Raw genomic sequence first — 25,647 nt, 5'->3', positions numbered from 1 at the left:
CAATAATTACTTCACGCCTTTCACCCATCTAAATACCTTTTTAAACCACTGATCGTAATATTTTTTTTTATACTTTAGATACTCCCTTCTAGAGGACAATAGATCAATGATATGCCACCCAGCTTCTCTGTATAATTGATAATGTTTGTTATAGATATACAGATGGGCATCGTCAATCGTATTGTTTACTTTATTTAGGTCGGAAATAGAGTCTTTGGTCACTCTTTTGCGATAAAAAAATAATTTCCTGTCTATTTTCTTTACATTAGGAAACTCTCGTGTATGTCTAATCCACATTTCCCAATCTTCAGCAATGCGAAGTTTCTCATCAAATTGACCATTGGCGAAGAAATCTTTACGACGAATCATCGCAGTTATAGGAAAACAATTCTGAATTAATATTGTTTTTGGATCGTACTCTGCCAAGAAAAACACGCCGCTTTCATTCTCGAACAATTCAGTAACTGAATATACTAAATCTAATGTTGCATCGCTTTCAAAGTGATCTATACAAGTGGAGATATATTCCTCATGAAGTCTATCATCGCCATCCAAAAAGATAATATAATGACCTTTCGCAATAGAAGCTCCATAATTCCTCGCAGCTGAGGGACCTCTATTGTCTTGATTTAAAAAAATTAATTCTGCATAGCTTTCTTGATATTCTCTTATTTTTTCCGCCGACTGATCTTGAGAGCCATCATTGACAACAATAACTTCAAATTCCTTATAGGTCTGATTATAAACTGAATCTAAAGCTTCTTGAATTGTATCCGCATTATTATAACAGGGTATTATAATACTTACTAAATGACTCATTGATTTTTTTTTTACTTTTATGGTAATACAGAATCACACATCAATATTTTTGATAAATATCTATACTTATTTATTCTGTAAATATAAAACTTTTAAACAAGAACTTGATTATTTCACTGTCGATGAATACAAAAATACCAACAGTCACCGTGCTCATGGCAGCCTATAATTCCGAGCGTTATATTTCCCAAGCGATTCAGAGTGTTCTGGATCAATCTTATACCGACTTTGAACTTTTGATTATTGATGATGGTTCAACGGATGGTACGTTGGAAAAAATCAAGATCTATAAAGATAATCGTATTAGGATTTTACAAAATGAAAGTAATAATGGTGTTGTATACACCAGAAATCGTGCATTACTAGAAGCTAACGGAGAATTTATAGCGATTATGGACAGCGATGATATGGCTACAACAGATCGTTTGGAAACCCTCCTCAACAAATTCTACGAAAATCCTGAATTGGCCCTCATAGGCTCTCATGCTAAAGTTATTGACGCAAATGGTGATCTTACTGGACATCTGATCAAAGTCGAAACTAACCCAGAATTGCTAAAATATCGCTTATTGTTTGGAAATAGTTTTGCTCATTCATCAGTAATGATGCGAACTGACGTATTCAGGGAATTCAATGGATACAGAGTTCCACTTGCAGAGGATTACGACCTATTTTTTCGAATTTCAACCAAATATCCTGTTTTGAATTTAGATCGGGCACTACTCTTGTATAGAGAACATCTACAAGGGATTTCAAAGAAATACGCTGCGGAATTAGAAAATCAGTTAATGCCTATTAAAGGTAATACTTTAGAATTATTAGGTTTTCCTACAGATACTAAGTATCAGAAAATGTTGACTTCTCCTTTCGATTGGCCTAACATCAAAACCAAGGACTACCGAGACTTCTATATCCAGCTTTTTAATCGTATTACTCCCACTGATCGCCAACGATCTCTCGATGTTCAAAAATTTATATTTGAACGGTGGTATGATGTGATTATGAGAAATGGGGGGAGAAATACGCTCAGCTTATTTTTCACCAAACCTTTTTTTGAATGGAAATATATTACAGCTAAACAACTGCGAAGAGCATTGAAGAATACAATCAAAAATCTTTTTAAATAAAAAAATGAAAATAGTCAAATTTTTGGGAGGTCTTGGTAATCAGCTATTTCAATATGCCTTCTTTTTAGCATTAGAGCAAAAATTCAAACATGCAAAAGCTGATTTAGTTGATTTCGAAGATTATAAATTACATAATGGTTTCGAATTAGAAACCGTGTTTAATATTCAGCTTCCACAGTTAAACTCTTTTGAAAAAAATATCTACACTAGGAACAACGAAAAATGGATATGGAGAAAATTGAGAAGACTATTTAACACCAAGCATATCTATCTCGAAGAAACTGATCCTTTTTCCTATTCAAGGCAGATTTTTGAAGACAATAAAAGCCGTTATTATTGGGGATATTGGCAACATATCGAGTACATCAATCAAGTAGCTCCCTCCCTTCGTAGGAATCTTATATTCCCATCATTTAAAGACAAGGAAAACATTCGTTTACAACATTTAATACAGGAACAAAACGCAATATCATTACATGTACGAAGAGGAGATTACCTTCAGGAACCGCTATTTAAAGATATCTGTAATGAAGAATACTATCAAAAGAGTATACAATATATACTTGAAACGCAAGAATCGCCAGTATTTATCATATTCTCTAATGATATTCCCTGGTGCAGGTCTCAGTTTCAAGATCTGAATGCCATTTTTGTTGAGCATAATATCGGTGTCAATAGTTTTAGAGACCTACAGTTGATGTCGCAATGTAATCATCATATCATTGCGAATAGTAGTTTCAGTTGGTGGGGCGCTTGGTTAAATGGAAATCCAAACAAGGTCGTAGTATCTCCTCAAAAATGGATTAACGACAACACATTAGACACTTCAGGACTTATTCTACCAACCTTCATCAAGTTTTAATAATAGATTCCAGCTAGTTCTTCAATATTATGAAAGGAGAATGTCCTATAATAGATATTTCAATCTATTATAGGACATATCTGAAAAATTATTTGATCTGATTCCACTGATTCGAAATTCTCCCTCCCCAAGTCCTGGTCTCAGCAATTGGTTGTACGGCATAAACCCTTTCCGCTGTCATCTGACTACTGATAATAAAATATAGAACAAAATTTCCATCATCCTGCAATACATAGAATGTATTAGAAGCAATAGCAGGACGATAAAAATCTGTATTTGGCACATATAGATTAGGAGTAGTAAAAACCGCATCATAAACATTACTACCCCAAGGCTTCCCGTATATAACTAAATTTCCATCTGTATGATAAGCCATCTTGTAAGCTGCTGATGTTCCATATTTTTTATAAGATCCCGCATCCCATAACACCTTCCCGTTACTATTATCCTTGATATATAGATTTCCATCAGCTTGTCCAATAAGAGAGAATCGTCCATTCGGGCTTGATTTCTCAAATGGAAAAGACACCTCACCAGAGAATATCGAATTCTTATAATATTCAAGATCAATGATTTCATATGGCTGCATCTTCTTTTCGACAAAATCGCTGTACCATTTTGCAGGATAACCACAATAGCCAGGAGATTGTGGAACATAAAAAGGTTTACATCCTACGGTAACGGAAAGAGATTGCTGGTAGACTGATGTCAACTCAGTCCTACTTTTTTTTAGATTGCGGCCCATAATGGAAAAATTATCACTTTTTTCATTATATAGCACACTATCTGTACTTACGTTCTTCAATTTTCCATAAAATGTTCTTAGAGTTGAAACATCGTATCCCTCAACATTCTTTTTTGACGTCTCTATCAATGATTCTTGTTCATTTTTCGCATCTTCCTTACTACAAGAAATAACCGTTACCACAATAAATAAAGCGTAGATCAATACATTTACCTTAAAAATACTTTTCATTTTTTTTATAATTATTAAAAACATTCAAATATAAATAAAATTAATAAAAAAATACTATACAGAAAAAAATAACACAAATTGGTCTGAAATTAATCAACATTTAGCATTTTATTACATTAAGACCTATATTTGTTAGCATGGATTTAAAAAAAGAAAAAAAACGATATGATCTTGTTGTCTGTGTGGGCCCACAACACCTCGAAATCGCAAAAGTCGCAATCAGTCAAATTAGTCGTTTTTTTCACTCGAAACGTATTTATGTAATCACACATAACTCTCATTTTGAAGAATTTAAGTCACTTAATCAAAGGACAGAATTTGTTCTTGTTAACGAAAATGAATTATTTGACCAATTCAATTTTCAATCCGTAGCTGACTTTCTAAAACAAAGAATAAATAACGGAGATCGAGCCGGATGGTACTTCCAGCAGTTCTTAAAAATGGAAATTTCCAAAATTATCCAAAGTGACTATTATCTGATATGGGATGCAGACACCATCCCATTAAAACCAATTGATTTCTTTGATAAAGAAGAAAGGGCACTTATCCACAAAAGTGAAGAAAATCACAATCCATATTTTGAAACATTGGAACATATTCTTGGCCTGAAAAAAACAGTCAACTACTCGTTTATATCTGAACATTTTATGGTTCAAACAAAGCTGATGCAAAACATGTTACTTGAGATCAGCAAAAAAGCAGGAGATCAGGTATGGCCGTATTATGTCCTTGAAAATATAGCCACAAAAGACATGGCACTTTCGGGATTCTCGGAATATGAAACATACGGTAATTTTCTTAATTCAACCTACCCCGACGATTTTCGCTTACGGACCTCGCCTTCGGAATTATTAAATACAACTAGAAATGGCAGCATGATTTTAGGTACTCTACCAAATACAAAAGACCTCGATTTTTTAGAGGTCTTAGGTTTACATTATGCGACATTCGAAATATGGCAAGATATTAATCCTAAACAGATTAAAGCCAACAAAAGACGTGTCGCCTTATTTTTTTTCTTGGAAAAAATTCCATTGATAAGATCCCTGAATAAATTAATCATAAAAAACTTTAGGAAAACTTATTCATTACCTCAACCACCCTATTAATATCCTCTTCTGTATGGCCATAGGAAATAGGAAGACTAAGTATTGTTCGATGAATTTCTTCAGAGACTGGATAACTTGCTCCGGATAAAATCCCGTTCATAGCTTTCTGTTGGTTTGGAGCTATTGGATAATGAATTTCTGTTCCAATGTTGTTATTTAGTAAATACTTTTTTAGCCGATCTCGCTCAGCATGGCGTATAGCGAAAATATGGTAAACATCCTCAAAACCAGATTGTACGCCTGGAAGAATAAAATCAGATTTTAGTTCTCGTCGATAAATTGCGGCTAATTTCTGTTTATGTGCCGTAATCTTATCCAAATACTTCAATTTTACAGATAAGAAAGCTGCTTGAAGCTCATCAAGCCGAGAGTTGTAGCCCACTTCATCAAATACATATTTAGCTGAAGAACCATAATTCCGTAATGTACGAATAGATTTATTTAGTTCATGATCTTTACAGGTGATAGCTCCCGCATCCCCCAAGGCCCCTAAATTCTTTGTTGGATAAAAGCTGAATGCACCAAAATCGCCAAATGAGCCGGCCTTTTGTCCTTTGTAAATAGCCCCATGCGCTTGCGCACAATCCTCAACAACTTTTAAATCATATTGTTCCGCAAGCAGTAAAATGGGATCCATGTCACACATCTTTCCATAAAGATGTACGACAAGAATCGCTCTCGTACGTACTGTAATAGCAGATTCAATTTTTTCTGGATCAATGTTGTAAGTCGTTACATCGGGTTCTACCAAAACTGGTTTTAGGCCAACCTGCATAATCGCGAGTATCGATGCGATATAGGTATTTGCCGGAACAATCACTTCGTCTCCCGGCTTAAAACCAAAATAACGTAACGACAAAACCAGCGCGTCCAACCCTGATGCTACTCCAATACAGTGTTCAACACCGCAATAGCTCGCAAATGATTGTTCGAACTGCGCAACCTCTTTTCCCAAAATATACCAGCCTCCATGTAATACCTCTTGGAACACCTCAGTATATTTATTCATAAATTCCTTATTGACTTGCTGTAAGCTCTCGTAAGCGATCATGTATAAAATAAGGTTCGTAAATATAATCTGTTAAATCAAAATATTCGGAGGCAAGCACCATCAGGATCGCATCTTCCGAAAAGTCAAACATCTGATGCCAGTCTTTGGGTTCCAAAATCAGGCATTGATCTGGTGAATTCAATTCAAAAACGCGCTCATTAATTCCGTCCTGGTTATAAATAGCACAACTTCCTTTCAAGCAAATTGCTGCTTGAACTGTTTGATGGTGCCGATGCCCTCCACGTGTAGAACTATCTACACCATAGATGTAGAATATTCGCCTTACATCAAAAGGAATTACTTTTTCGATCACCGTTAGATGTCCACGATCATCGGTGAATGTTTTTAAGTCAATTTGGTAAGCCATTATCTTAAGAAATAGGATTGATGATAGTATTCTCTAAATTTGCCAAGTATATATAAATTAAACATACGGCGTAATGATTTTCTAATGCGGGGAATTTCATGGGTTTCATGAAATTTAAGAGAACATGATATCGAACCAATTTCAAGCCCAGAATTTTTTAATGCTCCTATATATGGTTTATACAAAAATTCAATATCATTATCACTGATCAAATTGCCGCCAGCGAGAGTAAAAGAATTCTTTTCTGCATATTTAAGTGCATGAAAATGATAAAATATAACTGGAAATAATTGTTGACTAGCTAGTTCTTTACCCCAAATCTGACCTATTTTACGGTCGAAATCATATTGTTGAACATTCCAAGGGGCCACACCGCCGCCCAAATGCTCCAGGACATGTACTCCTGTAAACATTGTCGTCCATACATCCAGATATTTTTGATCGCCAAAACGGCCAGGCTCTCTGCGATTATAACACCATTCTATACAAGCTACACGCCACCATTCCAGGACTGCCATACCTTCAGGTGAATTTTTAAAGTAGACAAACTGAACACAGTAGGTTCCACCCGATTCACTATCCTCATACATTGGCGTATATCGGTGTGGTGTGATAATTACAGACGCACCTTTAGCCTCCTCTATTAAAACAGTAGGATCAGCATAGAAAAATAAATCGGCATCTAAATAAGTACAGTTGGATAAACCAAACTTTCGAATGCTATATAAAATAATTGAAGGCGTACAGGTCCAGCAATATTCGCCTGCTGTACGAGTAGGTTTTATAGCCAATAATTGCTCGTCTTCAAAATCTGATAAGGAAATAATAGTTGCTTTGGCGAGTTGCAATCTTCTCAGCGTATCATAACATTCATCATCAAATGCAAAAATATACAGATGAAAGTCCCGCGCGCACTTTTCAAGCGAACGGTACATGGCCAGTCCCCTTGACAGATACAAGGAATTAAATAAGGTGCAAAAATTATTCATATATTATGTACTTTTTCAAAACTTCATTTATTATTATTTGTATTCATATGCAACACATGCTGTCTCTTGTTACAAACACAATGAAATGCTGAACAAAAGCGTTAATAGTATAGAATCAAAAATTTTAATCATGGACAACATTAAAAAACTTTATATCATCCGACACGCCAAAGCCGAAACTATTCCCGGAATAAACGACTTTGATCGTGCATTGACATCCGAAGGCATACAACATGCAAAACAGGTCGCGGAGAAGCTGGCAGCTAAACTGACACTCAACGAAAATAGTGTCGTTATCAGTTCTCCTGCCAATAGAGCCTTACAGACTACCCGCGTTTTTTTGGATGTAATGGGATCTCCTTCTTTTGATATTCAAATTGAAGAATCCATTTATGAATGCACCTACAAACACTTACTTTCGGTCATCAATACCATCCCAGATCATATTGATCATGTCTTACTCTTTGGCCACAATCCCACATTGACCGACCTGGTTGAATTTCTAACCAGAAAGTCAGCCTACCTCCGTACTTCATCATTTGCGGAGATTAAACTCGATACTAGTTTTACCTTTCAAATGCTCAGTGGCAATTGCGCAGATCTTGTACAGATCATTGATTAAAATTCTATTCAAAGAACAAATTTGTCTACTGACAATTGATCGTCTTATCACTTCACGGCAGTTGATTTCATAGCCTTATCAATCACTAAAGGCACTGTTATCAAATCCAGATCATGTGAGTAAACCACAAACTTTTCCACCCAACAGGGATCGAATTTTTCCTTAAATTCCTTCAGGCCTTTGGGTTGACGGAAGTACGTATTATTCTCATAGAGGAAGTTGATAAGACGTTCTACAAGCCCTTTCTTCTTGTCGAATCCCGAAAAAGGAGCCAACCCCATATTCAAATAAGAATAGCCTTCTTCTTTACAATACTCCAAAAAACGGATAATTAACACATCCATATTCCCTCCGGGGGCATCTTGCAATTTGCGTATCAGATCATAAGTCGCTTCATCAGGAGCATAGTTGGGAATGATATTCAGAAATGCCAAAATCCGACCTTCGTTGTCTTCCAATGTAATTACGTGGCTATTTTTAATCTTTCCCAGATCAAACATCCCCTGTGAAAAAACGCGCTCCGAACGTTTCATATCCCTCAGCCAATGGTCTGAAACAATCTGCAATTTCTGAAGTAAGCCATTTGACAAAGGAGCGCGATATAAATTGGATACAAATCCCTTCTTTTCAATACTATTTACCGCATTCCGCAATGACTTTCGTTTCTTGCCTTCCAATGAAAAGCTGTCTACATTTACAATAGCTTCCTCGCCGATTAAAAATGATTTCTTCCCCAGCTGTTTGAAAATTCCTAAGTATTTCCCATCGACACGATAGTAGGCTGTTTTTAAACTCGATCGACGACAGTACCTCTCAAAGGAATTAATTAGTTCTTTTATCACAGACTCTCTATCCTCACAGACTGGTCCCTCCAGAACAATGGCAAAACCATAACATTTTTTGTAGGCTATAAACCCAGTTTCATCATCATTCAGAAAAATCTCTTTGTCACCATAGGTCTTAAAATAGTCTACGGGAGATTTACCATAACGTTCAAGCAACTTTTGAGCAAGTTCTATTTTTCCTTCCACCTCCACTACAGCTGCCTGACAGGGATTGACCAGCCAATAAAATAATGCGGAAAGACTAACCACACTGAAAAAGTTAATGGAATACAAAAAATATTGCCCAATAGCAGACTGCGGTTCAGCTACATCTCCATTCAATAGCACAAAACTGTGTAATGTACTAGCTACCGCATTTACGATCGTAAAATCCATATTGAAATGCCTAGCGTTAAGGAAGTAAAATCCGATGATCCCATAGAGCAACACAACGCCAATAGGCCATAAAACCAAACCTAGATTAAGTATCGTCAGCCTACGGTTGCTCTGTACAAAATAATGTCGCAATGAATAAAGCAACATCAGCAATACCAGAAAGGCAAACCAAGCTTCTTCAAAATCAAGTCCTTTGGATAGATTAGCAACAATGGAAAGTGAACACAATGCAACCGCAGCGTACCAGGCCGTACGTAGACCTTTCAGTAAAAATCCGGAACACATAACCAGCAAAATGCCAAAAAATAGCACTGCAGCATTGGAAAAGTTGAGCGCATCATAGGATATAAACTGTTTGAGCACAGCAATCCGGCTATGAATTGCGGGTGTCAACACTGAAATAATATTGATGATACCCATCGCGAAGATAAAAACCGAAGGAAGTATCCGTACGAAAATATTGTTTTTATTAACGAAGAAGCTCATTCCACCCAATGCCAATGGTCCCCAAAACTCAAATAAACGGTATAACAATGAGATTGAAATAGCCTGCTCTTCGGTGTAGCCAAAGCTACACAAAACTACGACCATGGAAACTTCAATTAGCCCTACACCCTTCATCAGTGGAGAAAAACAATAAACCAATGTTCCCACAGCATAGGTCACAGTACAAGCTAACAAGGAAATGTCAAAACCGAGCGCAAGCATAGCAATGTATATATGCAAGATACCCACAAATTCAATCGCTGTTGCCCAGAGTAAACTTTGAAACACAGCTTTAAAGTCTACACCATTTTCCTTGAGTTCTTCCCAGATTGTCGCTACCGAAGGAAAATAGTGCACCGTTAAATGATATGCTTTCCCCTGCTGATAAAATGAATGGCAATACCATCCAAAGGCAATCAACAAGACCGTAAAAGCGAGCATTATCCCAACCAATTGCAAGTTGAGCCCAGCGATTCCTATAAAAAGAAAAACTACGAGGCAAAGTATAAAGAGAGAAACCAAGCTAATAACTGCATAAATCACTGAGGCAAGATTGGAACTCGAATCAGAGATCCCTTCTTGATTAACCTCCCTCTTGAAAAATGCTAAGGAAGTAAATCCACCTGCAGGTAAGAATACACTAATAAAGTTTCTTTTCAGAAACAAGCGAGTAGCCCCACCAAGTGAAAGTTTTTGTCGCAAAGATTTGAAACTATAGACGTAAACCAACCCCTGCATAGCGATATAGGCTAAAGAAATCACAATACCTACTGCGATCCAAAATAGGGAACTCGATTGGATAAGCTGTAAAGAAGAGGCAAGTTCCTGCCGTTGATTGGCAAAAAAGTATAAGACTCCAAAGATCATTAATAGTCCCAGAAAGGATTTCCAGATCAACATTTTGTTCTTCATCATGCTACTGCTCTACTGTTGTTTCTTACTGCTATTTATGTAATGACACCATTTCTTGTAAATAGTCCCAATACTTTTTTTCTATTTAAAAATCGACACCAATTTTCGCCCGTACACCCCAGGGCGATACACCCGGATTGTCCAGATAGGTAAAACGACGAACCAGATCTACACGCAGGATCTTGAAGATATTACTCAGCCCCACGCTACCTTCCACATAAGCCCCACGATTGAGCGAAAACAACTGCGGTTCGCTGGGATGCTTAGGAGTTGTATCAAAGTTTTTGGTATAGCGATTGGATGCATCCACTCTGCCATAAAGCACTTTTACTGAAGCGATTTCACGAAGGTCCAACTTCTTAAGGAGTGGAATCTTATTCAGAAAAAAACCGTTGAAAGAATGCTGTAACAACAGCGATGTATATTTATCACTCATAAATTCCATGGAATTCATCAAATTATACGAGTTCAACTTATAGGAATAGGTCTGGTTTGCACGATGGATAATCATGAGCGGATAGGGAACCTTGCCAAACTGCACCCCAGACTCGAACACAGCATCTGTAAAACCAAATTGTGATGCATAGAATCGCTTATTCGCGTTAAAGATGAAACGCTGATAATTATAATCTCCGCCCAAAACGCCCTTCACCCCAATCTGTGCCGCCAATGTAAAAACAGGTTTTCCTGTATTAATAATACGTCTATAGCGTTTTCCCTGATAGAGTTTTTCCGCAGGAGCCCAACGTAGCTCCCCCGTAAAAGCTGAGGCCCACAACTCGTTGTCACGACTTGTTCTGAACGCCCTATGGTCAAATTCGAGAATCCCTGCAGGACTTAAAATCTGATTGAAGAAACCCAGTTTAAACGAAAGATGGTTTTCAAATTCCTGAGAGTATTCCACCTGTCTCCGTTGCAGATAAAACATCTTATCATTTTCGCCCCGTCTAAAAGAAAGTAGAAAATTATCATTGTCAATAAAATTAAGATCCTGTCCCGGTACCTGAACTTCTTTATTCACTTTTACACTGAGCAGTTTGACCGGAAACTTATATACGGATTGCTTATTAAAAGAATAGGTTGCTCCCAGATTATATTTCCATTGCCTATCTCTGGTACCGTATGCTGCATACCCTTCCAATAGCAAGGTTTTACTAAATGCATCAGTTGTATTGCCCCCAAACTTAAACCGGCTTCCCTCTATTGGATTAAAACTGTAAAATGATGGAACAGATCCAATCTCAATCACACCACGACCATAGTAGCCCGACATGATAAAAGATCCTAAAGCCATCAGATTTTTAAAAGACTTTGATTGTTTTAAACTGTCAATATTGGTAAAAGCCTGCTGTTCCAGTTTACTTAGCTTTTCAGGTCTTGTCTGTTCCCAATTGATCGCATTGGGGTTCTCAGCCCCCCGACCGGTTACGCCCTTTACATTCAATGCTAGTTGTAGAGAATCCAGCACAGAACGATTGGTTACTTTCTCACCAAACAATCCCATACCATCCTTAAAAATTCCCAAATCTATCCGAAGCACTCCTCTACTGAGAAAAAAACGGTGCGCTTTATCTTCAGAATAATTTAACTCAATATTCAAGCCCCGCACCCAATTGATATTTGTTGCTTCATTGATCGACAGTTCAGCCTGGTCCAAGGCATAGGTACCGTCCAACCGAATATAGATATATCCCGAAAACAACGCATCTTCCTTATTTCGTGGCTCCACCCTAATTTTAACGTGCCATGGTTTTTTCTCTTTTAAAGTATCCACCAGATAATATTTATAAAAGGACGGCCCCAGTGTGGCGATGGGGCTTAAAAAGCGTCTATTTCCTATCGACACATCCGTATCATAGATATTTGTTTCGCCGTAGATCTTATCCAGGTATTCATCAATACCATCTTCATCCAGATATTGGTCTACACGTGATTGGTTCTCCCCCAATAATACAAACGTATTTCCCTTGGCCTTATCCAATTGGCGCTGTCCGATTTTTTCGTCCATAAATATCGGCACCAATGATCTACCAGGATATTTCAAAGTATCCATACCCTGTTTTAAAAAACCAAAACGTTTCAATAAACGGGATTTATCTACTTTTTGATTCTGGATAGCTAGCGACATGGAAAGCTTCTCGTATTCTCGGTAGTTGCCAACAGTTGCATTCAAGGCATTATTTTCATCGCGCCTTTCGATCACTTTACGGATCAAATCCACCGTTGGATTATGTTTATTTGAGTATTTTTTTCTCTTGGGTGCAAGTACGACAACCTCATCCAAGCTTTGCTGCTCATCTTCCAATCGGATAATAAGTACTTTTTTTCCTTGTGCAACACTCATCGGGAATAGCTGCTTTTTGTAACCGACAGCACTGAATATCAACGTACAGTTATCAGGCATAGAAGGCAATGAAAACTGTCCCTCTTTGTTTGTACCAACAGATTTTGTGGTATTGGAAAGCTTTACTGTTACACCTTGGATTGGTTTTTCGGTTGTAGCGTCCAGGACAATACCTGTCAGTGAAGCTCCTTGTCCAAATATTCGAGAAGTAAAGAACACTAAAATCAATAAAAAACGATATCGCATAAAAAAACCTTGCATCTAAATTCAGTAAGATGACAAGGTTTATCTAAAAAAGTCCTAATAAGAATATTATCTTAATCGAATGGTATTGTATATTGTTTTAAAATCGCGATTGTAGTTATGTGGTCCGGCCAATACATCGACTTTTAGTCCCACGTTTCGATACATTTTCACAAGATCTTCCTCTCCTTCACGGCAAAACACATAAGTAGCCGGAAATTGCTTTAGTTTCATAATTTCAGCGAGCACATCATAGCCATTTGCTTTCTGCTTCCAGTTGAGCATGGTCGAAATTGTTACCTCAAAACTCGCATACTGATCCGGTGATAAAAAAGTCACATGTCTGATCGTTTTTTTTAAAGGATCTGAAAAATTACTGAGGACAAAAGGTAACACACCCGCTGAAAATGAATGACCGATAATGTAGATCTGATCGCAATTCCATTCCTTTTTGAAATGATCAATATACCGTTCAAAATCCCGCCCCGCTTCCTGTGGATCTTTCTTCTTCCAAAAATATTTTTTAGCATCAATCACCAGCCGGGGATATCCCTCCTGTGTAAAATAAGCAAGTAAACTCTTGCTAAAATCATTATAGCCACCATCTCCTGTGATAAATACCAGCATGGTTTTCTGTTTATTCGTGTTATCCTTAAGTGGTATTACATAGTTTGGAAGATTGCCTGCCTGGATAAATCCACTCAAACATAAGCAGAAAAACAAAAGCATAAGTAGCCTGACCGCTCTAAATTGTTCAGTTTTCATTGTTGTAAAATGATAAATTGGGTATATATAAAATTATTTGCTGTTTCTAATATCTTTTATCGGGATCGTCTTATAGACTCCGTCCATAACATAGAAAAAGCCAAGCGTATTACCCGAAACATTTCCTTCCACATTTGCAGGAACCGCAGACAATAGGCCCTTCCATTCCGTCTCCTGAAAGAGGTTGTAAAGGAATCGTGCATAGCGTGGTGACACAGAAAGCTTAAACACCATCAGACTATCCTTTTTTGACATCTCGTAATTATAGGTACGTCCAAGCAATGTATTGAGTACATTAGGGGCTCCTAAGCGATAGCTATAACTAAACGGTAACCGGAAGGTAGAGATATCTTCATTTGAAAAATCCTTCTGGGGTATAATCAACCATTTATTGGAAGTTTTCATACCAAATAGATGTTTGCTGACTTTAACATCCCAACTGTTATTTATGCCTCTCTTTTCAACTGGCAAAAACGCCTTTTCAATAGGGACAGTTGGCACCAATTGGTCCTGTGCTTCATACACTTTACCGTTCAATGTTATCCGTAACTGGAAGATATTTCCGACAGTATCCTTCAGATTAAATAGCTTACCCATATAGAGACCTTCTCCCAATTCTTCGAATTCGATCGTATTTGGTCCGTTAGCGATCTGGACAGTAGCACCAGTAACCCCGACAGTCATCCCATTTGAATGCAATCCATCTAATTTTTTCAATTGAATATACTGTTCTTTATACATCGTATTGATCCCACCTTCGACGATCATATCATAGGACTGTCCTGTATCCACCTCTGATTTCTTGCAAGAAAGTAGCAGGCAACAAGCGATAAAAATCAAAAATATTCTCATATTAAAACCTCATTGCGTAACTGATTGATGGTACCCGTCCAGAGAACGAGTTTTTTTTGATAGCTAAGTTTCCATTACTATCTTCCGAAAAACTATAATAAAGCGGATTCCGCTGATTAAGAACATTGTATAAGCCAAAATTCAATGTATGCCGTGTACCCCGTTGCCGCTGTTGACTAGTTTCCAGATCTACTGAGCAATTCAGATCCAATCGACTAAAAGTGGGCATACGCTGAGAATTACGGCTGGAATAAACTGGTACGTAGATCCCCTCGTATTCCATAAATCCAATTGGATAAGTTAAAGGTCTTCCTGTATGAATTGTATAGAAAGCACTAAAATGAACACTGCGTCCCAAGTCATAAGACAAATTACTCTTAAGCACGTGAGGGATATCAAAGTTAGCTACATATTCCTTCCCTTTGTTGATCCCATTTATCTTTCGAAAAGACCTAGACCAACTATAGAGCATACTAACCGACAGATCTCCAAAGCGCTGGTTGATGGACAATTCCAATCCATAAGCCCGACCATTTCCCTGTCGCAACTGCGTTTCGATAAAAGGATTAAGAATGAGTTGCGCATGGTCAATCAATTCGACCTGATTTCCCATTTTCTTCCAATAGCCCTCCAGCCCAATATTGCCTTTATACATTAATCTATTGACACGAAAAGAAAATACATCCGCATACTGCGGTTTTATATTTGGCCCCGCAGGTACCCATGCCTCCAAAGAGGAAAATGCGAGCTCATCATTTTGCAAGAGTTGCAAGTATTGATAGCTCCGACTATAACCCAATCGTAATGCATAATCTGCGCCCAATTTATATTGTAGCGAGAGGCGAGGCTCCAAACCATAATACGATTTCTTTTTTTCAGCATCATTTGCCAATGGTTTTGATTGCCCAGTACCAAGAAGGTAATAACGTCCAAAAGACGTATTAAAGAAAGCATTTACCCTGGTCCCAATGATAACCCGAAATGCAGAATCTACTTTCCAATTGAAAGAAATATAACCTGCATAATCATAGGCCTGTGCCCTAAAGATATTATCTTCGTTATTGCTATTTATAGGAGATATCTCCCCTGGTTTAAAACGATGCAGTGTCCCCTGAAGTCCAAAATCCAAGGTGCGATCTAAACCCATAAAATAGGTGAAATCCGATTTCAGACTGAGATCACGTATTCGTGTCAACCAGATTTGATTATCCGGAGATTCCGGTTTACTGATATCCAATTTATTATGGTAATCGCTGAATATCGCGGAGAGGTTTAGAAACAATCGCGAACTATGCACATGGTTCCAACGTAAGGTTGAGGTCCAATTGCCCCAGCGATTTGTATTTTTATTCGATGAGGTAACTTTGTCCTGGCCATAATACCCAGATAAATAGATACGATTTCTATTGTCAAGTGTATAGTTCAATTTGATATTATAGTCGCTATAGTTACCTTTTACATTGAACAAGCGGTAATCCGTATTCAACACATTGGATAGACTGGTCCGTGCAGTAGCAATAAAGGCACCTTTACCTTTTTTAATAAAGGGTCCCTCTGCTCCCAGTCGTGTAACAAGCAAACTGGCTCCACCAAAAACATGGAAATTATTGGCATCACCATCCCTCGTGCTCATATCCATAATGGAGGAAAGACGTCCACCTAAATTTGCAGGAAGTGCATCTTTATACACTTGCGTATTTTTTAAGATATCTGAATTAAAAACAGAGGTTAAACCAAATAAATGCGAAGGATTATAGACCACCGCCTCATCAAGAAGAATCAAATTCTGATCCTTACCACTCCCGCGAACAAATAAATTACTTCCTCCTTCCGTCAATCCGTTGATACCATTTTGCATTTGCAAAACCTTCATAATATCGGCCTCACCTTTATAAAATGCATTTCTGCGCGCTCGAGGCCAGTTAATTTTATCAGTAAAATGGCCGGTATATTGGACCATCAACGAAGAATCTATATCCACTACAACTTCATTTAGGCTCAAACCCGCAGGTGCAAGCTTAATAAGTACGTAGCCATCCTCCAGTTGGGAATTCAATCGAACAGCACGGGTCTTATAACCCAAATAGCTAACAAAACAACTGTAATCTCCTTGCGGAAGCGTAAGTGAATAAAATCCATATTTATTGCTCAGGCTGCTTTTATTCTTCTCAGGGATCATTAAGGTAGCACCGATCAAACTCTCCCCACTTAAACTATCAACAACACGTCCTTTAATGGTAAAATCCTTATCTTCCTTATAGAAAATCAATGCCCGATTGATCATTGTAAAACCGATTCTAGAGTCCCTCAGCAAATAATGTAGTACTTCTTCCATACTGGACTTATTGAAATTTCTGCCATAGATGATATTTTTATTGAAAATCTGCTCATCGTACGACATTGACAGACCATAGTTTCGATGAATCTCTGTCAAAATCTGAATAATCTCTTTATTTTGGGTGTCGATGGAGACCTGGATATCAGCTAGATTATTTTGACCAAGTGATTTCGAACCGGTCAAAATAAACAGCCCGAAAAAAAGGAGAAAACGATACAGAACAATACCCTTCATATCAATAATCCCTGGCCGCTATTCGTAGATACTATACCCTTTTTTGCTTGCTTTCCATTTCACATTTAAAGTCTTGGAAAGAATCTGCACAATTTCATTAAGCGATTGCCCATCGAAATACATGCTCAGCTTCCGTGCTTTCAGCTCCTCACCGACCACAATGATATTCGATTGAAAGCGCTTTTCAAGATCCAAACAGATATTATCTAAGCGTTCATTGGAATAGCTGAGTTTTTGCGCTACTTTATGATTATTGTCCGGAGGACCAAGGTCAATCTTTGACAGAGATGCTGTCTCACGTTTAAAAAATCCCTTTTCATTCTTTTGCAGAATCAGTTCTTTTGCTGCAGGTCCTTTTCCGCCACTCAAGGCCACAACCCCCTCTTTCACCAGGACTTCTACATCTTCGGCGATCAAATTGATTTCAAAGGCAGTCCCTATATCGCGTACATAATTATTGGCCAGGTCGACCACAAAGGGAGATGTCCTCCCATGCTTCACATCAAAAAATGCTTTTCCTTTTTTTAGTTCTACAAAACGTTTCTGGTCGAACGTACGCTTATTGAATACAGCTTCAGCACCAGCATGTAGTATCATGACCGAACTATCGGGCAATATAATACGCTCCTCTGCAGCTGACCCATATAATCTGACCTCATAGCCCATCCAGCGGTCGAAGTTTAGGTAGCTAGCAAACCCAATCAATAACAACACTGCCGCTGCAACGAGTTTCATCCAGGGTTTCCAGATCGTTTTTATAGGAGTAAGTTTCTGTTCCTCTTTATCTGAGGTCTTTTTATCCAACTGTTGTTTAAATCTTTCCCATTGATTATTGGCATCCACTTTTTTATACTGCTCCAACACTATAAGGTCACTGGATATCATGCTGACTTCATCGTATAGCTTACGATTCTCCAGATCCTCAGAAAGCCAACGTTCAAGCAACAGCCTTTCCTCTGCGGAAATAACCCCATCCAATTCTTTCTGGATCAGGTCATAAGGAATAAATCTTGAAGTATTGTTTTCTTCCATATCTATAAGATAATAAACTGAACAAAAAGTCCTAATGAAAAAAATAAAAAGCCAATTAAGAGCAACAGGTATGTTCTTTGTTTGGCCAATGCGACCCGAATTTTATCATAGGCAATGGTCAAATGATTTTTAACGGTTTTGATGGAAATCCCCAATTGATCGGCAATTTCCTGCTGCTTCATCTTATCATACTTACTCATCAGAACAATTTTTCGACACTGAGGAGGTAGACTCTCCAGTATACTTTCGATCATCAGCAGTTTAGATTCGTATAGCGCAGCGAAATCGGCTTGATCTTCATCGTCTGTCAGATCCAGATCCTTGATATAATCATTATTTCGATCCAGCAGACGTTGATTCTTTTTGAGGTGAGTAAGGGAGAGATTGATGACACTGCGTGATAGATAAGCTCCGAGTGATAGATTAATAGCTAGCTTGCCCGCATTTTCCCATAACATCATAAACACATCGTTTGTCAACTCTTCGGCGATCGCTTCATCTCTCACGTACCGAAAAGACAATGTATACAATTTACGGAAATGGGCTTTATAAATAGTTTCAAAAGCATCTCTGTCTTTATGAACTATCTTTTTGAGCAGGTCAACGTCGTTTGACATAGGACTTCGTTAAAGCTAATAATAATCGCATGTAAAAGTAATGAAATTCATCAAATTAACCTGTTCTTATTGAAATGAAAAAATAAAGTTCTTCTCTTGCGAAAACAAGGCATTCTCCAAGACAACACGCTAAATAACAATCAGATTTCTTTTTCTGAATATCTATTCTTAAACGAAGAAACAGAAAGCTATGCTACAACAATTATCTTTCCTCCATTTTCACTACCTTCGTCTTATGGCGAATCAACTGCAGTTTGAAAACTCCCCTTATCTTAAGCAGCATGCACACAATCCCGTGGATTGGATGCCATGGGGAGCCGAAGCCTTAAAAAAGGCGAAAGACGAAAATAAACTTATCATTGTTAGCATAGGTTATTCGGCCTGCCATTGGTGTCATGTGATGGAACGGGAAAGCTTTGAAAACTCGGCTATTGCTCAGACCATGAACAAATTTTTCGTGTCCATCAAAATCGACCGAGAAGAACGCCCAGATATTGATCAAGTCTATATGCTCGCCGTCCAACTGATGACCAATGCCGGTGGGTGGCCTTTGAACTGTATCTGTCTACCTGATGGCCGTCCGATTTATGGCGGCACCTATTTCAAACCGCACGATTGGCAGAATATCCTGTTACAAATTGCTCAAATGTGGGAAGAGAAACCTGAAGTCGCTTTGGATTATGCCAATAAGTTAACCAGTGGCATCCAACGAGCAGAGAAACTTCCCATCAACCCCATTCCCGAACAATACACAACCAAAGATCTCGAAGAAATCATCGGCCCTTGGAGCGAAACCTTCGATAAGAAAGAAGGCGGTTATACAAGAGCTCCTAAATTCCCACTCCCCAACAACTGGTCTTTCTTTTTAAAATATGCTGTACTCACTGGCGATCAAGCTACATTGGATCATGTACATTTTACGCTGAAAAAAATTGGTTCAGGTGGAATCTATGATCAGATTGGTGGTGGTTTTGCCCGCTATTCAGTAGACCACTATTGGCATATCCCTCATTTTGAAAAAATGCTGTATGACAACGGCCAGCTACTTTCGCTTTATGCCGAAGCTTATCAACAAAATAAGGATCCATTCTATAAAAGAATAATCGAAGAAACGGCTGTCTGGATTGAGCGTGAAATGCTTGCACCCAATCATGGTTTTCACAGTGCATTGGACGCCGATAGTGAAGGAATCGAGGGGAAATACTACTCTTTTTCAAAAGCTGAATTCGACGAAATTCTGGGTGAAGACGCTGCGTTGTTCAATCAATATTTTAATATCACCGAAGGTGGCAACTGGGAAGAAGAGCGTACAAATGTTCCCATTTGCGCCATTAATGCAGACCAGTTGGCGACAAAGGTCAATATGTCAGCTGACGAATGGGCAGATTTTTTAAAAATTACGAAGCAAAAACTTTTTGATTACCGGGAGCAACGTGTTCGACCGGGACTCGATCATAAACAATTGACTACCTGGAACGCCCTCTTATTGAAAGGACTAATAGACGCTTACCGCAGCCTTGGCACGAAGCATCTATTGGATCTCGCGCTAAATAATGCCGCGTTTATTTGTACGGAGCTGATTCGAGATGACAATTATTTATTGCATCAACCACAGGATGAAAATCGTGCAATAGCAGGTTTTTTAGATGACTATGCATTTACAATAGAGGCCTTTATAGCCCTCTATGAAGCTACATTTGACCTAAAATGGTTGACCATTGCCCGACAATTGGCAGACAGGGCTATTGCATTATTTTATGATATGGAGCAAAAAATATTTTACTATACTTCGGCCGAAGCCGAAGAACTGATCGCTCGAAAAAGTGAGATCATGGACAATGTGATCCCTTCCTCTTCCTCAACAATGGTTCGTCAATTGAAGCGCTTAGGTTTGCTTTTTGATAATGAAAATTATACCGCAATAGCTGATCAATTACTAGCCAATGTATTTCCGCAAATCAAGACTTATGGTTCCGCCTATTCAAATTGGGCAATATTATTGCTAGAAGAGATATATGGGATCAATGAAATCGCGTTGACGGGCGAGGATGCACTAGCTTTTCGCATGGAACTGGATCAACATTATATCCCCAACAAAATTGTGCTCGGCGGCATGGAAGAAAATCTTCCATTATTAGAGAACAGAATCAGAAAGGAAACAAAAGCATATCTTTGCAAAAATAAGACATGTAGTCTTCCGCAAGATTCCATAACAGCGTTAATAAATTATATTTAATAAACGGTAGCCTCAGGCTCCCAAAAATCAAAATCAGATGGCTATAAAAGCAAACGACGTCGTAGCATTGACGTACAGACTTCACACAGTAGAAAACGGTGAAAAAGTTTTCGTTGAAGAAACAACTGCAGAACAACCTTTAGACTTCTTATATGGTGTAGGTATGATGTTGCCTAAATTTGAAGAAAACATCGCTGACTTAAACGTGGGTGACAAAATTTCTTTCGAATTGGCACCAGAAGATGCTTACGGTGAAAAAGACGAAAGAGCATTCGCGCAATTGCCAGTAGATATGTTCAAAGAAACAGGTTTACCTCCAGTTGGTGAAGTATTGCCTTTGCAAGATAACCAAGGAAACCAATTTCGTGCTGTAGTTGCAGAAGTAACTCCAGAAATTGTTATTGCAGACTTAAACCACCCAATGGCTGGTAAAACGTTGAATTTCGATATCGAAATCTTAACTGTACGCCCTGCTACTGAAGAGGAATTGTCTCACGGACATTCTCATGGTGTAGATGGCACGCAAGGTCACTAAATAAAAATAATTATAAAAGAGAAAGGCGCTATCTGTGATAGCGCCTTTCTCTTTTATAATTATTTTTTCAGAATATAATCTTTTCTAAAAACGGCTATATGCTTTAAATGCCGGTCCATGTAATATAAACTGCGGTCCGTGCACTTGTGTTGCATTTTCACCATATGCATAAATATAATTACCTGGATTATACCATTGATAAATCGAAACTAGATTTGGATCACTATTGGAGGTACCATAAGCATAGAATGCGCGACCTTGATTAGAAAATTGTTTTCCATGCACTTGAGTGGTATTGGTACCATATGCATAAATTTTATTTCCAGAATTAAACCATTGATAAACTGGAACAGTTGTACTACTTGCATCCTTCGGCACCCAAAAAGCAATACCCTGGTTTACAAACTGTGAACCATGCACCTGAGTGACATTAGTACCATAAGCATAAATTTTATTTCCAGGATTGTACCATTGATATACAGGTTGCAACTCTAGAGGCACCAATTTATTTTTGTCAATATAGCGATAAACAGCATCTATAATCTGTTGTTTCTTATAAGAATGAGAAACAGGAATAAAATCATAGATAGGAAAGGTTTTCAACCAATTTATATCAACTAGCCCAGCATTCCCGGTATTTACAGACCTTTCCCAAGTAGCTTTGTTTATTTGAGGATAAGTGGCATCCTTATTTTCATTGAAAGAAACATCAACGCCTTCCCCTGCTTTATAACTAATAAATAATTCTTTATTAATATTTTGAGAAGTTAAAGTTTCATTTGTGATAACGGTGTTATCGACATCGGCTCCCAAACCAATTGAACCTAAAACAGCTTTAAACCCAGCTTTTACTACATTTGTTCGCTTTGTTGCATCAGTTTGATCTGTAGAAGTACTTTTATATAGAACTTTTAAAAAACCTCCCAAGGTAATATCTGTCAAAACATGTGTACCATAAGCCTCTACAAAAGCATCTGCACTTAAAGTTTCCAAATCAGTAATAAATTTGGCCGTAACATATCTAGACATAAATTGTGGTGTTTCTTCAATTCTTAATGTACTCACATATTTCAAAACATCCACTGAGGCAAATGCATATTTCGTGGAATACGAATACTTAGTCTCAAGTTCTCTATTATTGGAAATATTACCAGTAAAGGCATTTTTAGCCCCCGTTTCAAAGCCCGGCAATAGATTAAGGCCGACATTAGTTTTCTTAGTAACATCTTTTACGTAATCACTTGAATTATATCCATAATAATAATAGTTTCGTCCTCCCGTTTCTGGGTCAATTATAACAGAACTAGTGTTCTCTGCAGCCATTTTTTCCACGTCGAGAACCACTCTTCTATAGGAATTCCTATCCAAATATTCTTTAGTAATATCGTAACTGAATCCCAACATACGATGTTTTGCATCTCCAACAAAGGAGGCAACAGAAACATTCTCCAAGCCAACATTAAAAGCTTTACTATTTGCTGCTTCGGCAGCTAGCTCATGTTCATTGTCCTTTGAACAAGAAAATAGAACACTTGAAATTATCAAGCAGCCTAAAAAAAATACTTTATTCATAAATTTACATAATATACTTGCAAATATAAATCTTTAAAAATTATAATAAGCTTTTTTTTAATAAAAAACACAAAAACATATATAAAACAAAAAAAACAACTCATTAATCAATAAAAAAAATAATTAAAGAATTAAAATTAAATAAAAAATCATTTAGTCATACCAATGATTATAATTACTACATTTTAGTTAACTTAACATGTAAATCAAAAGCATCCATTATGGTCACATTTGCCCAAAAAATAATTACATTCAACAAACAGCTCGACTATCACGGGGATCTTCCTGCTGATTTCAACGTGATTAACCCTTACCTTGACAATCCCGAGACACTGGTTGTGATGGAACAATTCTATAATAAATACTATCACGACAACCTCCAACGCAAATTTATCATCGGGATCAATCCAAGCCGACATGGAGCGGGTGTAACCGGCGTACCTTTTACCGACACCAAACGATTGTACAGTGCATGTGGCATAAAAATGCAATCTGCCCATACGCATGAAATCTCCTCGGTCTTTATGTATGATATGATTGAAGCTTATGGCGGCCCTGAAACCTTTTATAACCAATTTTATATCAACTCCCCTTTCCCGCTAGCCATCGTTAGACATACGAAAGCTGACAATTGGATTAATGCGAACTATTATGACGATAAACAACTCTTCGAAATGGTCAGACCATTTATGGTTGAATCCCTAAAACAACATATCAACATGGGACTCCAAACGGAGGAAGTATTTGTTCTAGGAAAAAAAAATGCCACCTTTTTGGCCAAAATCAATCAGAAAGAGAAACTATTCGGGAAAATGACCATTTTGGATCACCCGCGTTATATCCAACAATATAAATCAAAAGACAAACAATTGTACATTGACAATTATATCCGACTATTAAGCGGCTTGTAAAATGTGAATAAGTATGTTAATTCACTAAACATCAATTATATTCATGTTGATAAGTCATGTCACTTATTAGAATCTATCTAGCCTATCCAACTATTCCTCAATTATAAATCAGGCAAGCAACTTCTATGATACGTCATCAGAATATCTTCCACAACGGAGTCCGTGTTCTGTACGTTATTTAACTCTCCTTCGAGGATCATTCGGGGCAACTTCGTGTATTATTCGTACCTACAAGCAGGTAAAAGCGTTTTCAGACAACCATGCTACCGCCTTATCTCCGAGTTTAACTCGGACTCACCACGGACGCATGACGCTCTCACCACGGATACACCCTAGCCCTGACACGGAGATGCATCAGAAGAGATACGGAACGATAGCGAAGCAGAGATGCCGCTTCCTTACCAAATTTCTCAAAAATCTGCATTTGAAAGGTTTATCAAAAAATCTACTGCAAATTTCATAATGGTAATGTACCAGCAATTATCATTTTGACAAGGTCATTTACCTACCAGTTTTCATTTTTTTAAAAATAAATAATTATTTGTTTTTCAGTACATTAATTACTTAAATTCAACCTATGGCTATATTAGAAAACGGTAGTTTGAAGGGCTTGGTTGGGAACCTTGTCTTTCGAAAATCAAATGAAAAAACAATTGTGCAAACGGGACCCGGCCGTAAAACTAAACAAACGAAGGCTACAAAAGCCGCCGCTATAGATTTTGGACACGTGAGTACTGCAGGATCCCGTATCAGAAATATAATGGGAGAAATACACCTGAATATGCACGACAGTATCATGCACAACCGACTGATCAATCATTTAAAGAGAGTGACCCGGGCAAACAGAGCTCCTGTGGGCGAAAAGACAATCCGTGGCGGAAAGATTGATCGTCTAATCAATTTCCAGTTCGTCGAAAAATGCCACATGCACGATTACGTGCATTTCGACCCAGAAATAAAATTGTTGGACACAAAGCAAGTCGCCATACAGTTCCCAAAGTTTGACATGCAGAATGACATTCATCGCCCAAAATACTGCAATCTCATGAAAATAAATTTGATGATCGCCGTATTCAATTTTGACAAGCAACAATATATCCGCTGGCATAAACACGAGATTCCTATAAACTTACAGGCACCTTCAAAAGATGTTGAATTGGAAGAATTACTATTTGATGTGAACTATCAAGACGCTGAAACAATACTTGTTGGAATGAATATCGAATACTATGAAAGATTTAGCGACAATTATACACTGCTAAATAATAAAGATTTTCATCCAGCAGCTATAGTCGGTGCATTTATTATTGATCCCTAAATGATCGATCATTCGTATACAATCACTTTAAATCTAAATGATGTTTCCTTTCTGGTATCGATAATACAGCAAAAGGCTGGAATTTAGTTCCAGCCTTTTATCATTACTGC

The 25,647-nt window shown here is 37.8% G+C and carries 21 protein-coding genes; 8 read left to right on the top strand and 13 right to left on the bottom strand.

The window, feature by feature from the left end; all coding sequences use genetic code 11:
* Positions 1–6: 6 nt before the first annotated feature.
* The gene (locus LC454_RS10280; protein WP_223582063.1) at positions 7–819 is read right to left on the bottom strand and encodes a glycosyltransferase family 2 protein; all 813 of its coding nucleotides are present in this window, start codon (positions 817–819) and stop codon (positions 7–9) included.
* Between the two features lie 122 nt (positions 820–941).
* On the opposite strand from LC454_RS10280, the gene LC454_RS10275 reads away from it, so the two are divergent.
* Entirely contained in the window at positions 942–1,946 is a 1,005-nt protein-coding gene (locus tag LC454_RS10275) for a glycosyltransferase family 2 protein (protein ID WP_223582061.1), read from the top strand.
* A gap of 4 nt (positions 1,947–1,950) precedes the next feature.
* Entirely contained in the window at positions 1,951–2,808 is an 858-nt protein-coding gene (locus tag LC454_RS10270) for an alpha-1,2-fucosyltransferase (protein ID WP_223582060.1), read from the top strand.
* Positions 2,809–2,896: 88 nt separating this feature from the next.
* Here LC454_RS10270 and LC454_RS10265 read toward each other — a convergent pair whose 3' ends face one another.
* Positions 2,897–3,784, bottom strand: a complete 888-nt coding sequence (locus tag LC454_RS10265; RefSeq protein WP_223582059.1) for a hypothetical protein — start codon at positions 3,782–3,784, stop codon at positions 2,897–2,899.
* Positions 3,785–3,921: 137 nt separating this feature from the next.
* Here LC454_RS10265 and LC454_RS10260 point away from each other — a divergent pair, with 137 nt between their 5' ends.
* Positions 3,922–4,893, top strand: a complete 972-nt coding sequence (locus LC454_RS10260; protein WP_223582058.1) for a DUF6492 family protein — start codon at positions 3,922–3,924, stop codon at positions 4,891–4,893.
* Here LC454_RS10260 and LC454_RS10255 read toward each other — a convergent pair.
* Genes LC454_RS10255 through LC454_RS10245 form a run of 3 tightly spaced genes read right to left on the bottom strand, consistent with a single transcriptional unit; the run spans position 4,856 to position 7,300 of the window.
* The gene (locus LC454_RS10255) at positions 4,856–5,902 is read right to left on the bottom strand and encodes a DegT/DnrJ/EryC1/StrS family aminotransferase (protein ID WP_262903058.1); all 1,047 of its coding nucleotides are present in this window, start codon (positions 5,900–5,902) and stop codon (positions 4,856–4,858) included. The two genes, LC454_RS10260 and LC454_RS10255, sit on opposite strands and share 38 nt — an antisense overlap.
* Before the next feature lie 7 nt (positions 5,903–5,909).
* Positions 5,910–6,311, bottom strand: coding sequence for a sugar 3,4-ketoisomerase (locus LC454_RS10250; protein ID WP_223582056.1), 402 nt, complete (start codon positions 6,309–6,311; stop codon positions 5,910–5,912).
* Complete coding sequence (locus LC454_RS10245; RefSeq protein WP_223582055.1) at positions 6,311–7,300, bottom strand: glycosyl transferase; 990 nt, start codon at positions 7,298–7,300, stop codon at positions 6,311–6,313. Before LC454_RS10245 ends, LC454_RS10250 begins: the two co-directional genes overlap by 1 nt.
* A gap of 130 nt (positions 7,301–7,430) precedes the next feature.
* Between LC454_RS10245 and LC454_RS10240 the strand changes: the two genes are divergently transcribed.
* Positions 7,431–7,922, top strand: coding sequence for a SixA phosphatase family protein (locus LC454_RS10240; protein ID WP_223582054.1), 492 nt, complete (start codon positions 7,431–7,433; stop codon positions 7,920–7,922).
* A 47-nt stretch (positions 7,923–7,969) separates the two neighbouring features.
* Here LC454_RS10240 and LC454_RS10235 read toward each other — a convergent pair whose 3' ends face one another.
* The 7 genes from LC454_RS10235 to LC454_RS10205 form a co-directional block, all read right to left on the bottom strand.
* Positions 7,970–10,543 carry a phosphatidylglycerol lysyltransferase domain-containing protein gene (locus tag LC454_RS10235; protein WP_223582052.1) on the bottom strand — a complete coding sequence of 858 codons (2,574 nt, stop codon included), beginning with the start codon at positions 10,541–10,543 and terminating at the stop codon, positions 7,970–7,972.
* An 82-nt stretch (positions 10,544–10,625) separates the two neighbouring features.
* Positions 10,626–13,145, bottom strand: coding sequence for a DUF5686 and carboxypeptidase-like regulatory domain-containing protein (locus LC454_RS10230; protein WP_223582049.1), 2,520 nt, complete (start codon positions 13,143–13,145; stop codon positions 10,626–10,628).
* A gap of 51 nt (positions 13,146–13,196) precedes the next feature.
* Positions 13,197–13,892: a virulence factor gene (locus LC454_RS10225; protein ID WP_223582047.1), complete on the bottom strand. Its 696-nt coding sequence runs from the start codon at positions 13,890–13,892 to the stop codon at positions 13,197–13,199.
* Positions 13,893–13,925: 33 nt separating this feature from the next.
* Positions 13,926–14,744, bottom strand: a complete 819-nt coding sequence (locus LC454_RS10220; RefSeq protein WP_223582045.1) for a hypothetical protein — start codon at positions 14,742–14,744, stop codon at positions 13,926–13,928.
* 1 nt (position 14,745) lies between these two features.
* Positions 14,746–17,316 carry a TonB-dependent receptor gene (locus tag LC454_RS10215; RefSeq protein ID WP_223582043.1) on the bottom strand — a complete coding sequence of 857 codons (2,571 nt, stop codon included), beginning with the start codon at positions 17,314–17,316 and terminating at the stop codon, positions 14,746–14,748.
* A gap of 18 nt (positions 17,317–17,334) precedes the next feature.
* Entirely contained in the window at positions 17,335–18,348 is a 1,014-nt protein-coding gene (locus tag LC454_RS10210) for a FecR family protein (RefSeq protein WP_223582041.1), read from the bottom strand.
* A 2-nt stretch (positions 18,349–18,350) separates the two neighbouring features.
* Positions 18,351–18,965 carry an RNA polymerase sigma factor gene (locus tag LC454_RS10205; protein WP_223582039.1) on the bottom strand — a complete coding sequence of 205 codons (615 nt, stop codon included), beginning with the start codon at positions 18,963–18,965 and terminating at the stop codon, positions 18,351–18,353.
* 235 nt (positions 18,966–19,200) lie between these two features.
* On the opposite strand from LC454_RS10205, the gene LC454_RS10200 reads away from it, so the two are divergent.
* Both LC454_RS10200 and LC454_RS10195 read left to right on the top strand, forming a co-directional pair.
* Entirely contained in the window at positions 19,201–21,201 is a 2,001-nt protein-coding gene (locus LC454_RS10200) for a thioredoxin domain-containing protein (protein WP_223582146.1), read from the top strand.
* A gap of 37 nt (positions 21,202–21,238) precedes the next feature.
* Complete coding sequence (locus tag LC454_RS10195; RefSeq protein ID WP_077438840.1) at positions 21,239–21,736, top strand: peptidylprolyl isomerase; 498 nt, start codon at positions 21,239–21,241, stop codon at positions 21,734–21,736.
* Positions 21,737–21,820: 84 nt separating this feature from the next.
* On the opposite strand, the gene LC454_RS10190 is transcribed toward LC454_RS10195, so the two are convergent.
* Positions 21,821–23,308 (bottom strand): MAC/perforin domain-containing protein, encoded by a 1,488-nt coding sequence (locus tag LC454_RS10190; RefSeq protein WP_223582037.1) that lies wholly within the window; start codon positions 23,306–23,308, stop codon positions 21,821–21,823.
* Between the two features lie 221 nt (positions 23,309–23,529).
* Here LC454_RS10190 and LC454_RS10185 point away from each other — a divergent pair, with 221 nt between their 5' ends.
* Together LC454_RS10185 and LC454_RS10180 are read left to right on the top strand one after the other, a co-directional pair.
* A complete protein-coding gene (locus LC454_RS10185; protein ID WP_223582035.1) occupies positions 23,530–24,219 on the top strand; it encodes an SMUG2 DNA glycosylase family protein in 690 nt (229 codons plus the stop codon).
* A 577-nt stretch (positions 24,220–24,796) separates the two neighbouring features.
* A complete protein-coding gene (locus LC454_RS10180) occupies positions 24,797–25,537 on the top strand; it encodes a hypothetical protein (protein ID WP_223582033.1) in 741 nt (246 codons plus the stop codon).
* Positions 25,538–25,647: the final 110 nt, after the last annotated feature.

The organism is Sphingobacterium sp. GVS05A, from assembly GCF_019969845.1.
GTDB lineage: Bacteria > Bacteroidota > Bacteroidia > Sphingobacteriales > Sphingobacteriaceae > Sphingobacterium.
This window is presented reverse-complemented; position numbering and strand designations above follow the sequence as displayed.

Coding starts and splice junctions, on each gene's coding strand:
- LC454_RS10225 (WP_223582047.1), bottom strand. CDS start 13,892: ATGAAAACTGAACAATTTAGAGCGGTCAGGCTACTTATGCTTTTGTTT.
- LC454_RS10230 (WP_223582049.1), bottom strand. CDS start 13,145: ATGCAAGGTTTTTTTATGCGATATCGTTTTTTATTGATTTTAGTGTTC.
- LC454_RS10215 (WP_223582043.1), bottom strand. CDS start 17,316: ATGAAGGGTATTGTTCTGTATCGTTTTCTCCTTTTTTTCGGGCTGTTT.
- LC454_RS10270 (WP_223582060.1), top strand. CDS start 1,951: ATGAAAATAGTCAAATTTTTGGGAGGTCTTGGTAATCAGCTATTTCAA.
- LC454_RS10220 (WP_223582045.1), bottom strand. CDS start 14,744: ATGAGAATATTTTTGATTTTTATCGCTTGTTGCCTGCTACTTTCTTGC.
- LC454_RS10180 (WP_223582033.1), top strand. CDS start 24,797: ATGGCTATATTAGAAAACGGTAGTTTGAAGGGCTTGGTTGGGAACCTT.
- LC454_RS10200 (WP_223582146.1), top strand. CDS start 19,201: ATGGCGAATCAACTGCAGTTTGAAAACTCCCCTTATCTTAAGCAGCAT.
- LC454_RS10195 (WP_077438840.1), top strand. CDS start 21,239: ATGGCTATAAAAGCAAACGACGTCGTAGCATTGACGTACAGACTTCAC.
- LC454_RS10280 (WP_223582063.1), bottom strand. CDS start 819: ATGAGTCATTTAGTAAGTATTATAATACCCTGTTATAATAATGCGGAT.
- LC454_RS10275 (WP_223582061.1), top strand. CDS start 942: ATGAATACAAAAATACCAACAGTCACCGTGCTCATGGCAGCCTATAAT.
- LC454_RS10245 (WP_223582055.1), bottom strand. CDS start 7,300: ATGAATAATTTTTGCACCTTATTTAATTCCTTGTATCTGTCAAGGGGA.
- LC454_RS10240 (WP_223582054.1), top strand. CDS start 7,431: ATGGACAACATTAAAAAACTTTATATCATCCGACACGCCAAAGCCGAA.
- LC454_RS10260 (WP_223582058.1), top strand. CDS start 3,922: ATGGATTTAAAAAAAGAAAAAAAACGATATGATCTTGTTGTCTGTGTG.
- LC454_RS10235 (WP_223582052.1), bottom strand. CDS start 10,543: ATGATGAAGAACAAAATGTTGATCTGGAAATCCTTTCTGGGACTATTA.
- LC454_RS10210 (WP_223582041.1), bottom strand. CDS start 18,348: ATGGAAGAAAACAATACTTCAAGATTTATTCCTTATGACCTGATCCAG.
- LC454_RS10185 (WP_223582035.1), top strand. CDS start 23,530: ATGGTCACATTTGCCCAAAAAATAATTACATTCAACAAACAGCTCGAC.
- LC454_RS10255 (WP_262903058.1), bottom strand. CDS start 5,902: ATGAATAAATATACTGAGGTGTTCCAAGAGGTATTACATGGAGGCTGG.
- LC454_RS10250 (WP_223582056.1), bottom strand. CDS start 6,311: ATGGCTTACCAAATTGACTTAAAAACATTCACCGATGATCGTGGACAT.
- LC454_RS10265 (WP_223582059.1), bottom strand. CDS start 3,784: ATGAAAAGTATTTTTAAGGTAAATGTATTGATCTACGCTTTATTTATT.
- LC454_RS10190 (WP_223582037.1), bottom strand. CDS start 23,308: ATGAATAAAGTATTTTTTTTAGGCTGCTTGATAATTTCAAGTGTTCTA.
- LC454_RS10205 (WP_223582039.1), bottom strand. CDS start 18,965: ATGTCAAACGACGTTGACCTGCTCAAAAAGATAGTTCATAAAGACAGA.